At 33.8% G+C, this 13,885-nt stretch carries 7 protein-coding genes and 2 pseudogenes; all 9 read right to left on the minus strand.

The window, feature by feature from the left end:
• Positions 1 to 105: 105 nt before the first annotated feature.
• The gene (locus THESIDRAFT1_RS01060) at positions 106 to 1,191 is read right to left on the minus strand and encodes a LacI family DNA-binding transcriptional regulator (RefSeq protein ID WP_006569237.1); all 1,086 of its coding nucleotides are present in this window, start codon (positions 1,189 to 1,191) and stop codon (positions 106 to 108) included.
• Between the two features lie 478 nt (positions 1,192 to 1,669).
• Entirely contained in the window at positions 1,670 to 2,440 is a 771-nt protein-coding gene (locus THESIDRAFT1_RS01065; RefSeq protein WP_004399762.1) for a hypothetical protein, read from the minus strand.
• Positions 2,441 to 2,478: 38 nt separating this feature from the next.
• A complete protein-coding gene (locus tag THESIDRAFT1_RS01070) occupies positions 2,479 to 3,240 on the minus strand; it encodes a TSUP family transporter (RefSeq protein ID WP_003869880.1) in 762 nt (253 codons plus the stop codon).
• Between the two features lie 274 nt (positions 3,241 to 3,514).
• Complete coding sequence (dusB, locus tag THESIDRAFT1_RS01075) at positions 3,515 to 4,480, minus strand: tRNA dihydrouridine synthase DusB (RefSeq protein ID WP_006569238.1); 966 nt, start codon at positions 4,478 to 4,480, stop codon at positions 3,515 to 3,517.
• A gap of 139 nt (positions 4,481 to 4,619) precedes the next feature.
• Positions 4,620 to 8,300 carry a 5'-nucleotidase C-terminal domain-containing protein gene (locus THESIDRAFT1_RS01080; RefSeq protein WP_006569239.1) on the minus strand — a complete coding sequence of 1,227 codons (3,681 nt, stop codon included), beginning with the start codon at positions 8,298 to 8,300 and terminating at the stop codon, positions 4,620 to 4,622.
• A 374-nt stretch (positions 8,301 to 8,674) separates the two neighbouring features.
• Positions 8,675 to 9,841: a mannitol-1-phosphate 5-dehydrogenase gene (locus THESIDRAFT1_RS01085; protein WP_006569240.1), complete on the minus strand. Its 1,167-nt coding sequence runs from the start codon at positions 9,839 to 9,841 to the stop codon at positions 8,675 to 8,677.
• Position 9,842: 1 nt separating this feature from the next.
• A complete protein-coding gene (locus tag THESIDRAFT1_RS01090) occupies positions 9,843 to 10,283 on the minus strand; it encodes a PTS mannitol transporter subunit IIA (protein ID WP_004399758.1) in 441 nt (146 codons plus the stop codon).
• Positions 10,276 to 12,329: pseudogene (locus THESIDRAFT1_RS01095) on the minus strand (BglG family transcription antiterminator). Before THESIDRAFT1_RS01095 ends, THESIDRAFT1_RS01090 begins: the two are co-directional and overlap by 8 nt.
• An 11-nt stretch (positions 12,330 to 12,340) precedes the next feature.
• A pseudogene (locus THESIDRAFT1_RS01100) lies at positions 12,341 to 13,776 on the minus strand (PTS mannitol transporter subunit IIBC).
• Between the last annotated feature and the right edge of the window lie 109 nt (positions 13,777 to 13,885).

Consider the following 13,885-nt stretch of genomic DNA (forward strand, 5'->3'; position numbering starts at 1 on the left):
ATTGCATCATAAATCCCTTTTTCATTCGCCGAATTGATATAGTCATTTTTCTTATTGTTACTTAACACGTGTTTACAAATATTCATAAATAAAGGCGTAATGCCTTTATTTCATAGTTAGTGCATATTTATCATTTATTTTTTCTCTTTGCATTTCAATTCTTTTACAGGATTCTCTTTCTACAAGTTTTACAGGAACAACAAATTTAGCTGTAATAGCTATTTCTTCTTCAATAGACTTAATCAAATTTTCTACCGCCAATTCCGCCATTTGCAATAAAGATGCACTCATGGTCGTCAAAGCAGGTTTTAAATAACGAGATATTGTAATATCATCAAATCCGATTATAGAAACATCTTCAGGCACTTTATATCCCATCTCTTCTAAAGCCTGCATAGCTCCTATAGCCATCTGGTCGTTTGAAGCAAAAATCGCTGTGGGCTTTGCCTTTTTAAATAATTTATATGCAGCTTTATAACCACTTTCTTCAACAAAATCGCCTTTTACAACTAAGCTGCTTTTAAAAGGAATACCCGCTTCTTTCAATGCTTTTTTATATCCTTCTAATCTTGCAAATCCAGAAAGTTTTTCCATATCACCTGTTATATGAGCAATTTCCGTATGCCCTAAATTGATTAGATATTTTGTCGCTTCATACGCACCATTTACATTATCCATGTTCACTATAATGCTTTTGTTAAAAGCGTCATCTTCATCTTCCTTAATTTCCTGATCAATTACGGCAGTCTTTAATCCAGCCTCAATTAAATTTTTTATATCTGGATCATCATTTTTTACTCCAATAAAAATCGCACCGTTTATAGTCTTGTTATAAAAGACTTCTCTTACTTTCTTGTAATCTCTTGTTTTGTAAACAGTTATCACAAGCACGTTATAGCCTAATTGATTCGCAAAATCAATAACCGCCGTCGTAAAAGGCCCAAAGTAAACATTATCATACACCTTATGAATATCACTATTTTTCTTTAAATCAACTATCACCAATCCAATAGTTTTTGAACTTTTTCCTCTAAGCATCCTTGCTGAAGCGTGAGGAACATAATTATATTCCCTGATAACTTTTAAGACCTTTTCTTTAGTCTCAGGCGGAACATTCGGATAATTATTTATTACTCTTGAAACTGTACTACGTGAAACACCTGCAATCCTTGCAATATCCTTGCTATTCATGCACCTTACTCCTTATTAAGAGATAATTATAAATTCGTGTTTCTCTAATTATAATACAAATTTCCTTATATTTCAACAAAAGAAGCCCTCACCTGCTACAAAAAATTATTTTATTCTGTTCTCTATTTTTCAAGTCATATCTCGGTATTACGCCTGTACTTTTTTAAATCTTACCATGCAAAGAAGTGCCATATTTTTTAACACTATATTATGCTATTATTTTTAAAAGCAATATGTTATTAAGAATCTTTATAACACAATCTTATAAACACGTGTTTACGGAATTATTATATAATATAACATTTACAAAAGTCAATATGACTTTTGATTTTCTTTTTGTTTTCAAATTATCAGACATCTTACAACAGCCTGAAGGTCGAGCTTTAGTTTTGTCGCTTTGGAACATCGGAGCGACGATGCAAAATATCTCCTTTGAAAATTTTTTTAACTTTGTCAACAAACTGAGGGATAGTACATACTATCCCCTTGAATACTCAAAAACTTCAGTATATTCACTCATAAAAATGTCAATAGGTAAAACCCAATATCCGTCATTATAGTCAATATCAATACCTGTAATTTTATAATATCCTCTCCAAGGAATCAATGAACAATACCAAACTTTTGAGTTGCTTTTATGAGCACTCCAATAATATCTCTCTCCTATATGTTTTGCTATTTCATCGACAACTGCAATTCTTTGTTGTAAAGTGGTATTGGGCACATAAAGTCCCCATGCTTCTCCAAAGTTTTCATGATAAAATCGAATAGACTCGTATATTACTCCTTTATTTGGTTCTGCAGTGAGTAAGCATTCATCATCAACGCTCCCATGATATCTTCTGCTATCGAATATAGCAGCATGTCTAATAGCACCTTGTATGTGAAATCCCGGGCTTGTGGCTAAAACAATATCGCCTATAGTAAAATTTTCAAAAGAGATATTGTTGCGATAGACTTCTTTTTTTCTTTTGGAAGAGATGTTTATCCCAAATGCTTCTTCATAATATACGTTTTTTAACAGTTCATAAAGGCTGATTTTATATCTTTTCTCTTCAAACTTTTCCTCATAGGGTTTTGATATCATTATGTGGTCTCCAATTTTCAAAAATCTATTATAAAAAGTTTTTTTGGGTATTGTGTTTTTCCTTTTAATTGCCTCTTTTTGATAGAATTCTATAATGTCAATTCCTTTATATTTTTTTGTTCTATTTTCCTCCCACATATATGCATCATCTCCATGATACATATATGTGGTTAATCCCTTTTATTTGTGCATGTCTTACTTTAATGATTTGTTATATCAAAAATCATTTTCACTGCATACAACAAAGTGACAGAAATCAATATAGGCCTTATAAGCCGAGCTCCATTTTTTATAGCCAGCTTTGTCCCCAATCTTGCCCCCAGTATCATTGCTAACGCCATGGGAATTGCAATAGAATACAATATCTTACCATGTAACGCAAACATAATTAGCGAAGTTATATTGCTTACAAAATTCAGTATTTTCCCATTTCCTGCACTTATTTTAAAATCATAATTCAAAAGTGTTAAGAATAAAAAAATGTAAAATGAACCTGTTCCCGGTCCAAAAAAGCCATCATAAAAGCCAAGAATTATAGAAATTATAAGGCCTATTGCAATAGTCTTTTTATTAACGCCTTCAAATTTGTTTTCATTGCCTATATTTTTAACAAACAAGGTATATATTGCAACAAACATCATTAGAATAATTATAATTATCCTTAATTGCGAGCTATCTAACAAAAGTACAGTTTTGACTCCAAGAATTGCACCTAATAAAGTCCCAAATACTAAGTATTTTAACAAATCTCCATCATACACTCTATACTTTATAAAAGTTAAAGAACTAGTAAAAGAAGCACAAGAAGCAGCAAATTTGTTAGTTCCAAGCGCAAAAGCTGGAGGTACTCCAAGTACTAAAAGCCCTGGAAGGCTTATTATACCGCCTCCACCCGCTATAGAATCAATAAAAGCAGCTGCAAATCCTATACCGCAAAGTGCTACAATATATTCAATTGACAACGTTACCACCTCAATGTAAATAAAATACTCCTCAATTTATAATAGCATCTCTTTTACATTTTGTCACTTATCTTTTAAAAGTCCTGCTAAAATCGCTGCAGGACTCAGGCTGTAGACAAGTTTTTTAATAAGCTTCCTCTTTTTTGCGCAAAGTGCATTTCGAAGTATCTTAGTGTGTCCCCTCTGCTCAAAACAAGCCTTAGGCATACTTAGATACTTAAAATGCACTTAAGGATATAAGCAGGAGACTTTTAATACAATAAAAAGTTCGTCTTCAATCTGCATAGGTCTTTGCTATATTTAATAAAAACTCTTTTATTTGCTCATATTTTTCCATTTTAAATACTGCTTCCCTGAGTTTGGCGCTGCCATATAATCCCTTTAAATACCAAGCAATATGTTTTCTCATTTTAAGAATACCTGTACGTTCACCTTTGTATTCTATCATCATTTCCAAATGCCTGATAATCACTTCTATTTTTTCTTGTATTGTCGGCTCGGGAAGTAATTCTCCGGTATTTAAAAAATGTACAGTTCTTTTAAATATCCAGGGATTACCCTGCGCCCCTCGTCCTATTAAAATTGCATCGCACCCTGTCTCTTCAAACATTCTTTTTCCATCTTCTGGTGTAAATATATCGCCATTACCTATAACAGGTATTTTTACACTTTCTTTGACTTTTTTTATTATACTCCAGTCAGCTTTTCCAGAATAAAATTGTTCTCTCGTCCTTCCATGTACTGCTACTGCTTTAACGCCAACCTTTTCAGCAATTTGTGCTATTTCCACAGCATTTACGTGATTATCATCCCACCCTTTTCTTATTTTAACTGTCACAGGTTTATTTGATGCTTTCACAACAGATTCCATTACTTTTTCTGCTAATTCTGGTTTCAGCATAAGTGCCGCTCCATCACCATTTTTAACTATTTTAGGGGTAGGACATCCCATGTTTATATCGAGAATTAAAGCTTTGCTGTCATTTAGCCTTTTTGCTATCTCCCCCATAATATCTGGATCAGAACCAAATATTTGAAGAGCCACCTTCTCTTCCTCATCAATATCTGTCAACACTTTTGTATTTTCACTGCCATAATAAAGGCCTTTGGCACTAACCATTTCTGTGTATGCAAGGCCACAACCCATTTCTTGGCAAATTAATCTAAAAGGCTTATCTGTAACTCCTGCCATAGGAGATAAAAATACGTTATTTTTTAAAACTACATCGCCTATTTTCAAACTTATTTCATCCTTTCGCTGTAAATCTCCTGTATATAATCCACTTACCTATATATTTTATCACATATTTTCTTCTCTCCAACAGTTTTTGCAAAAGAGAAAAGCTGCGGTTTCCCACAGCTTTTCTCTTCTTTACCTCTTATTTTGTATATTTTGCGTATACATATCCAAATCCGCCATTATACTGTATCTGATACCATCCATTATATTCTCCAACTACTTTTAGTTCTGTACCATATGGTACTGCTCCTATCTTCTTTGCATTTATAGAATTCCCTACTCTTACATTTAATCCGCTCTTAGCAGTGACTTTTACAGCTTTCAAAACAGTTACATTTGACGGATTTGGCGTTGCAGCAACGTATTTGCCGTAGATGTATCCTGTCTCGCCATTGTAGTCAATCTTGTACCAGCCGTTGACTTCTTCAAGCAATGTCACAACTTTTCCGGCAGGAAGTACTCCTATAATTTTGCTTGAAGTGCTTGCACCTGCCCTCACATTAAGCGCTGATGCAGTTACAATGCCATAGTTGTATACAGGTTGTGGTGCAGGTTGTGGTTGCGGAGTTGGAGCAGGTGTTGGCTGTGTTACTGGTGATGGTGTTTCTTCTGCCACAGGAGTTGTTGATACATACCAGTAATTTTCAACAGTTGGTGTAATTGTACCATGCTCTTGAATATATCTAATCATCAAATTCCTTACCTGTCCGTCATCGCCATAAGCTTTTGCAGAATCAAATACAATTTCTGGATTTGTTATTCCAGCAGCTTGCATGAATCCGCCACCACCATTGAATCTATAGTTGTTTATTGCTACTGTGAATACATCGTCATCTTTTACAAGTTTGCCATTGACTTTGAGATTCTTAATTCTATGTCCTGCTGGTTGTGTTAAATCTATTACATAGCTTGCACCGTACAATTGGTCAAGATTGTAATCAGGTATATTCAAAGTAGGATCTTTTGTTATAGGATCATTTGGCGAGGAAACTTGTTTGTAATACCTTGCTGACCATTCCAACCAGTCTTTTAACTGTTTCCCAGTCATCTTTATTCCATACAAATAGTTTTCATATACATATACACCCATGATGTCTTGAATTGTTATATCGCCTTTCAATATCTTCGCTGAGCTGCTAAGTGGTGCAGCAATTGACAGATCAGTTTTTGCATAATATTTTTGAACTTTATTGATAAGGTCCATTATAGCTGTCTCTTTTACTGTCTGTTCAGTACCTAAGAAGTCACCTGTTGCAACACCGATTTTTGTTCCTATATATTTAAGTGTTGCATCTTGATATGGTTGTGCAAGGTTTAAAATATCGGGGTCTGCTTGTACAGAATCATCCATTTTTATAGTTGCACTCCATTTGCTATCTATTACCCATTTTCCATCAGCATTTTTGCTTATATTAAAGTTTATCTGTGATACATATTGTCCCCATTTACCAGGTTCTGTCACTATAACTGTTTCTCCTGCCGGGTTCTTATATGTGTGCTGTGATATAATAGCATGTGTATGTCCTGCCACTATTGCATCAATACCATTTACTTGAGTTGCAACGGCTTTAACTTGATTTTCAGGTATTACATCTGTCGGTGATTCTTCACCAGAGTGCATTGCAACAACTACAATGTCTGCTCCTGCTTCTCTTAACTTTGGTACCCACTTATTTGCTTCCTCTACAAGGTCATTGAAGTGTAATCCTGCATAGTGGTCTTTGTCTTCCCATGATGGTATAGTTTTAGTCGTAAGGCCTAATATACCCACTTTTACAGGTCCTTGTGGCGTATCAAATGTCTTAATGTAGTAAGGGTCAACAAAGTTTGTTCCGTCACCTTTGTAAGTATTTGCTGAAAGTACATGTATGCCTTCATTTCTCATATCATTTATAATCCTATTCAAAACGTCAAGCCCATAATTGTATTCATGGTTGCCCAATGTCCAGGTGTCATATTTCATTGCTCCCATTACTTTTGCTAATGGATATTCTGTAGTGGTATCTATCTTGTCATAATAGTAAGAAAGTGGTGTTCCTTGTATTGTGTCTCCATTGTCTACTAATACCACATAAGGATATTGCGCTCTTACCTGTTTTACATAAGTAGATACCTTTGCAAGACCTTGGTTAGCTGATTTTGCAGTATTGTAGTCCCATGGGTATATATTGCCATGTATATCTGACGTAGCAACTACTGTTATTGTCGCATCGCTCATTTTAGCTGGTACAATTCTATTATCTATTTTCGAAGTAACTGTCTTTTGAGCTTTAACTGCATCTATGAATGCATCTCTTACAAGCTTATATGTATCAACATAAGTTTTTGCAACATCAGGGTCTGTAAAACCTTTAAAGCCATCTCCGCCAGTGCCCATAAAGTTGTTTGTCGCAACAAGATAAGTTTTATCCATGAGTATTGGCGTTCCGTCGGACTTTCTCATGTCAAATACTCTATTCATGGTAGGTTTACTTGGATCATATTTAAAGGAAAGTCCTGCAACTTGTATGCCTTTTCCTCCATCTTGAACAGCCTGTTCAAGGATAGTTTTTACTTGCGCACCTGTCATTTTCATTGTAACTATTGTGTTGTCAAAAGGCATCAGCTGATACATCATTCCAACAGTTATATCGCCTTTTGGAATATCTATCCTAAGCCCACCATTATTGGCAAATCCAAAATCTGCTCCTACTGCATCCTTTGTAACTTGTGCTGCCCAATTGCCTAAGAGAGAGTCTCCATAAGGTTGCGCACTTTGAGTCCTTGTCAAATCTATTGCAGCTTGACCTATCACTTCGTTAAATATTGGTCCTACATCTTGAACAGCTTTATCAACAATGGCTTGTACTTCAGGATCCACTACAGGATTTTGTGTAGAATACAAACCTGTAATATCAATGTATTGCATATCGCCTGTTGTAACTGTGCCATCATCATTTAATGTTATCTTTAAATCGATGAATCCTCTGCCATAATAGTAAGCAACCCCTACAGGAATTCCATTTACTCTTGTAGTGACAATTGAATGTGTATGTCCACCAAATATCGCATCCACACCTTGAACTTGCTTTGCAAAGTCTATAAGATTGCCTGTTACATTGCCTGATTTATCTTGAGATGCGCCCATATGTGCCAGTACAACAACAATTTGCACACCTTGTTGTCTTAACTGCTGCGCTAAGTCATTTACAATTGGAACAGGATCTTTAAATTCAACATTTTGTATATATGCAGGCATTATTATATTTGGGAATTCTTTATTGTCTACGATGCCAATTATGCCGATTTTTACTCCATCTCTTTCAATAATTACATAGGGCTTTACATAACTCACAGGCTTCCCAGTTGTTTTATCATACACATTTGCTGCAAGAACGGGAATTGCTGAATCTTTAAGTGTAGCATTTTGCGTATCAATTACTGAATTAATACCCCAGTCATATTCGTGATTCCCAAGAGTTATTGCGTCAAAGCCAATGTTTTTCATCATGTCAATAACTGGCTGTCCTTTTAAGACGTTGGAAAGCGGCGTTCCTTGGAACATATCTCCGCCAGATAAAATTACAGTTCTGTCAGGATTTTGAGCTTTTATGTCTTTAATTTGTTTTGCCAAAACACCTGCTATTTGCTGCTTATAAATTGTCCCATCACTTAATTTACCATCGTTTTGTAAATAACCGTGAAAATCGGTGACTTCTATAAAGTCAAATGTTTTTGACGTTGCAGCAAAGGCTATCTGCGGTACCGCAGAGAAAAACATACTAAATACCATTATTGCTGCAACAAATATTGCAAGTATCCTTGACCTTGACCTAAACATTTACATCCTCCTTTTACTAGGATTTTTGTTCTTAGAAAACAAATAGATTTTCAACAACCACCTCCATAAAAATTACAGGAAAAATTTTAGACATTTTAAGTATACCAGCGGAGTGTTAAATAGAAGTTAAACTATTATTAATTTTGTGTAAATTACAACACACATCAGATGTCAGACAAGTCTTAATATAATTATATAAAAGACTTTTTTGACCTTCAACAGCGATTTAGGGCAATATCACATGTTTATTTCCAATTTTACTCCCATTTGCTTTTTCTTTTATACGTTTACTTAATATTGTAGACATTTTTAACTTTATTATAATAAGCTTTCATTAAAAAAAAGAGAAAAGATGATATAGAATCCAATCTATATCATCTTTTCCTAAAAGTTTCTTTTAATTCTTTATACTTCTTTACAATTTCATGTAATAAATCACTATTTTCTTCTAAACCTGTAATTTTGCTTATTGTTTTTTCTAAGCCGAAATTTTTAATGTCATCTTGAATTTTACAAGCTTGAGGGTCTTCCTTATAATCAAACAAAAACCCTGCAGCTATACCATATAGTATAAATTCAGGCGTAATTCCAATTTCATAACAAAGTTTGGCAGGCATCATTAACCGGTCATTTCCAGACAATTTCCTTGTAGGCTCTCTTCCCACTCTTACAACTTCGTCTTTTAAATAGGAATTTTTGAACCTTTTTATTACTTTATTTGAATATTCTCTTAAATTATCAATTTTTATATTATGTTTCTTAGAAAGCGCGCTAGAAGCTTCCTCTTGCATTTTATAGACTATATTTCTTATAAAATCATCTTCAATCGCTTCATGTATATATTTATACCCTTTTAAATATCCTAAATATGCAGTGGTAGCATGGGCTCCATTTAATAAAAATAATTTTCTCTCTATATAAGGTTCAAGGTCAGCGACAAGTTCCACCCCTTTGATATTTAAATCCCCAATAATTGCTTTTTTCTCAATATCCCATTCATAAAAATCTTCCACTGCTACATCTATTGGCAGTTCTTTCTTTATATCTACATTCGGTACTATCCTGTCCACAGCCGTATTAGGAAAACCAATTTTTTGATTTACGTAATCAATAAAATCTTTATCCCCTTTTTCCAATATACTATTTTTTAGTATATTTGTTGCAAACAGTGCATTTTCACATGCCATTATATTCAAAGGTTTATCAATGTTAGCTTTTCTTATCTTTAAATAATTTATCAACTTTTTCCCTATGCTCTTAAGATTATTAGCTCCTACTGAAGTCGTAATTATATCTGCATCTACAATAGCCTTGGATAGATTTTCTTCATCTTCTATATGAATAGCTTTGATATTTTTTACTTCTTCCTTTTCCACATTATCTTTTAAAATAATCACATTATATCTTTTATAATTATTTATGCTTTCTACTAATTCTTTTGATATATCAACAAAAGTTATTTCATATCCAGACTTATACAACAAATATCCTATAAATCCTCTGCCTATATTCCCTGCTCCAAAATGAACCGCTTTTAACATATTATTCATCACCTTTTTGAAGTATTTCTATTATTTCTTGTTTTGTCCTTGCCTTTTTCAATTTCTCGACATTTTCTTCATACTGGCAGGTAAGAGCTATTTTTGATAATATCTCTAAATGTTCATCTCCCTTGCCTGCAATTCCTATGACAATATAGGCAATATTTCCATCTCCAAAATCTACTCCTTTAGGATATTGCGCTATAACTATTCCAGATTTTTTTATATATTTTACATACTCAGAAACACCGTGAGGAATAGCAATACCATTACCTATATAAGTTGTTACATCTTCTTCTCTTTTTTTCATACCTTCTATATATTCTTTTTCGACATAGCCATTTTTAAAAAGCAAATTCCCTACTCTTTCAATAGCTTGTATTTTAGATTCTGATGGTACATTTAATACGATATTATTTTCGTTTAGTATTTCTTTATTCATCTTCCAAAGCCTCCTGTGTATCATTTAGTATTGTAACTAAGCTATTTCTAATATCTTTGATATCGCCAAGCCTCAATATTTCATTAAAAGCTTTATCCTCAATCAACGAAATACTTATTTTACCTAACATCTCTAATATTTCACTGCTTTCTGCTTTCCTTGCTAACATCACAAGAAAAGTGTCTACTTCTTCATAAGAAAAACCAGCACTTTTCATCTTTAATGGAGTTTTTAGTTTATAGACGCCGACAAAAGGCATTACCATTTTGTCACTTCTTGTATGAATTAAAGCAATGTGGGTGTTTGGTATGACAACATTGCCCATGGCTTCCCTTTTAAAGATTAGCTCTTCTATTTCTTTTGCATCTTCAGTAAGCATTAAATCATATAAATCTTTTGCTATGAATTTTATTAAATCTGCAATAGTTTTTGCTTCCACGTATTTTAATTGGAAATTTCGAAGTATTTCATCTGCTATTTCAAAATTTCGTCTTCTCTCCACCGTCGGCAAATTCCCTGTCAATTCTCTTTCTTTCTTGACTACATATTTCTCTATAAACTCTTCTACCTTTTTAATATCTTCTTCTGGCAAAAAAGGCGATACTACAATTACATTATCTTTTAAATCTTCAAGCTTTACTGTAGAAATTATTAGGTCATAGTCATCACTCTTTTTCTTATACTCCCATATTGCCCCAATGTCAATAGCATCAATTTCTCTAAAAAGAGTTTTTAATTTAGCTGATAATATTCTCGCCGTGCCAATCCCATTCGGACATATAACAAAAACTCTCAATTTTTTTGATAAAGCTTGCTGTCTTTCAATTGCAGCTCCAATATGCATTGTAATATATCCAATCTCTTCTTCAGGTATCATGAGATTATATTTAGAAAAAATTAACTTGCAAGCTTTATTTACTGCTTTAAACAAATCACCATAGTAATTTTTAATTTCTTCTACTAATGGATTGGTAGTCTGAAGTCCCATTGTCAATCTATAAAGGGCAGGTTCAAAATGCTGTGACAGTCCTACAATAAGTTGTTCGTCGCAATTTATCTTTATATTTAAAAGCCGAGAAACTTCTTCCACAACCTCTTTTGATAAATCTTGTAAAGAAATGCCAAGTTCTTTAAATCTATTTTGTTTATAGACGTATTTTTTGGGACTTAAATGAAGAGCCAAATATGCTAATTCAGCATCTGGCAAATATACTTCATTTTCTTTCAATATTTTCTCTACATCTTTCATGAAAATAAATTCATTAGAAAGTAAAATGTCCTTTACAAATTCATCGTTAAGCTGTATTGGCTTGTCTATTTTTGTTCTGTAAATAGAAACAAGTAAATGTACAAACATCCCAAAGTAATTTAAGTCGGATAAGTGACCATGTATAACATTCTTAATTTGTTGTGCAATTCTTTTCACTAATTGAACTAACTCATTGTCAAAAACTGTACTAAAAAATGTGTATACATAATTGTCTTTTTCATCATTATAGACAAAAGCTAAAAGTTCTTCTATGGGTTTATAGTTATAAAACAGCTCCACAATTGCATTTCTTTTATCTAATTCACTTCCTTCTACTTTAATCCCATAACCTCTTCTTCTGATAAGAGATAAATTTCTCATTTTCAGCCATTCTTCTATTTTGTCTAGATAGAGACTTATAGTTCCTTCTACAACATTAAATTGATAACTAAAATAAGCAGCTTTTATGGGTTCTTCTGAAAGCAACAATTGTATTGTCATCAATATTTGCCTTTGCTCTGGAGTTAAAAGCCATTGGAGAGGAATGGCGCCTAAAGAAGCATGGATTTTATCTAACGCTTCTTCCTCTCCTTTTAAAATGATTTGTCCATTGTCCTCTACAATAACAGCTTTATATTTTTTAAATTATTGTTTATAGAGGCTATTTCTCTCATAATAGTTCTTCCACTTACATCCATAAGCTTGGAAAGGTCCTCTATATTAGAAGGACCTTTCTCTATCAAAGTTTTTAATATAAATTTTTGTCTTACAGTTAGATCTTCCATACCCTTCACCATAAATTTTTATTTTATTTTTTAAGGTTCTTTACAAATTCATCATAGACTGTATTGTCTAAAAAGTTTTTGACCGTTACAATTTTAGCATTTGGCACAACTTGAGAAGCTCTTTCTGCAAGGTTTTCCTGTGTAAATACAACATCGGCCTCTTTTGGTATTTGATTTACAGCAGAATGCTTAACTACAATATCCAATCCTGCTTCTTTTAATTTTTCTTTAAAATAGTTTCTCCCATCGCTGACGAACCCATACCAGCATCGCAAGCAAAAACAATCATTTTAGGCATACCTTCTATTTTTTGTGCATTTGGCTTTATTTCTTCAACTTTTTGTCCTTTGCTTTGCGCTTTAAGTCCGCTAACGATCGAGCGAGCAAAGGTCATACTTTCAGCACTCATACTTTCTTCACTTGCCCTTTTTACAATGACTGAAGCTATCAGGAAGGAAACAACAGCACCAACTGTAATACCCGCAAGTACAGGAAGTAATCCGCCTTTTGGTGACATAGCTATCTCTGCAAATATACTACCAGGTGAAGGCGTAGCTACCAAACCTGCTTTTGTCAAAACAAATGTCGCGTCTGCAGCCATTCCACCGCCTATAACTGCCAAGAGCAGTGATGGATTCATTAAAACATAGGGGAAATATATTTCATGTATTCCGCCAAAGAAGTGTATTATGATAGCACCTGGAGCTGATTGTTTTGCATCACCTTTTCCAAAGAACCAGTATGCCAGTAAAACTCCCAATCCCGGACCTGGATTTGTTTCCAGCAAGAAGAATATTGACTTTCCAAGTTCTTTAACTTGTGCTACTCCAAGAGGAGCCAATATACCGTGGTTAATAGCATTATTTAAAAACAATATCTTCCCTGGTTCTATAAAAATTGCTATTAAAGGTAATAAGCCTTTGTTTGTAACCCATTGAGCTGCTGCACCTAATCCTACTGATATGCCATTTACCACTGGTTCAACGAAAAGAAATGCTAAAATTGCTAATAAACCACCTAAAATACCTGCTGAGAAATTGTTGACAAGCATTTCAAAACCTGCTGGGATTTTTCCTTCTACAAGCTCGTCAAATTTTTTAATGACATAGCCCCCCAAAGGCCCCATCAGCATAGCACCGAGAAACATCGGTATAGATGAACCAATTATGATACCTGCTGTTGCAATAGCACCGACTACTCCACCTCTCACATCGTATACAAGCCTACCACCAGTATAGCCAATTAAAATTGGCAAAAGATACGTTATCATAGGTCCAACAAGTTTAGCCAAATGTTCATTTGGAATCCACCCTGTTGGAATAAAGAAAGCAGTAATAAGTCCCCATGCTATGAAAGCACCAATGTTAGGTATTACCATGCCAGCCAAGAAGCCACCAAGCCTTTGCAACTTCGCTTTTACACTTCCGCCACCAGTTATGAGAGCATTAGTGTTTTGCATAAATTTTACCTCCTTCTTGAATTCATTCTTCTATAATTATTGTAAACCCCTATATGCATTTATGCAATTCAAAGAAAATCAGTTTTGTCATTCGTTTTCTTTGACAAAA

The organism is Thermoanaerobacter siderophilus SR4, from assembly GCF_000262445.1.
Taxonomy (GTDB): domain Bacteria; phylum Bacillota; class Thermoanaerobacteria; order Thermoanaerobacterales; family Thermoanaerobacteraceae; genus Thermoanaerobacter; species Thermoanaerobacter ethanolicus.

Bases quoted from the DNA above. Each gene is read 5' to 3' on its own strand.
- THESIDRAFT1_RS01060 (WP_006569237.1), bottom strand. From the start codon at position 1,191: ATGAATAGCAAGGATATTGCAAGGATTGCAGGTGTTTCACGTAGTACA.
- THESIDRAFT1_RS01085 (WP_006569240.1), bottom strand. From the start codon at position 9,841: ATGTTAAAAGCGGTTCATTTTGGAGCAGGGAATATAGGCAGAGGATTT.
- THESIDRAFT1_RS01080 (WP_006569239.1), bottom strand. From the start codon at position 8,300: ATGTTTAGGTCAAGGTCAAGGATACTTGCAATATTTGTTGCAGCAATA.
- THESIDRAFT1_RS01090 (WP_004399758.1), bottom strand. From the start codon at position 10,283: ATGAATAAAGAAATACTAAACGAAAATAATATCGTATTAAATGTACCA.
- THESIDRAFT1_RS01065 (WP_004399762.1), bottom strand. From the start codon at position 2,440: ATGTATCATGGAGATGATGCATATATGTGGGAGGAAAATAGAACAAAA.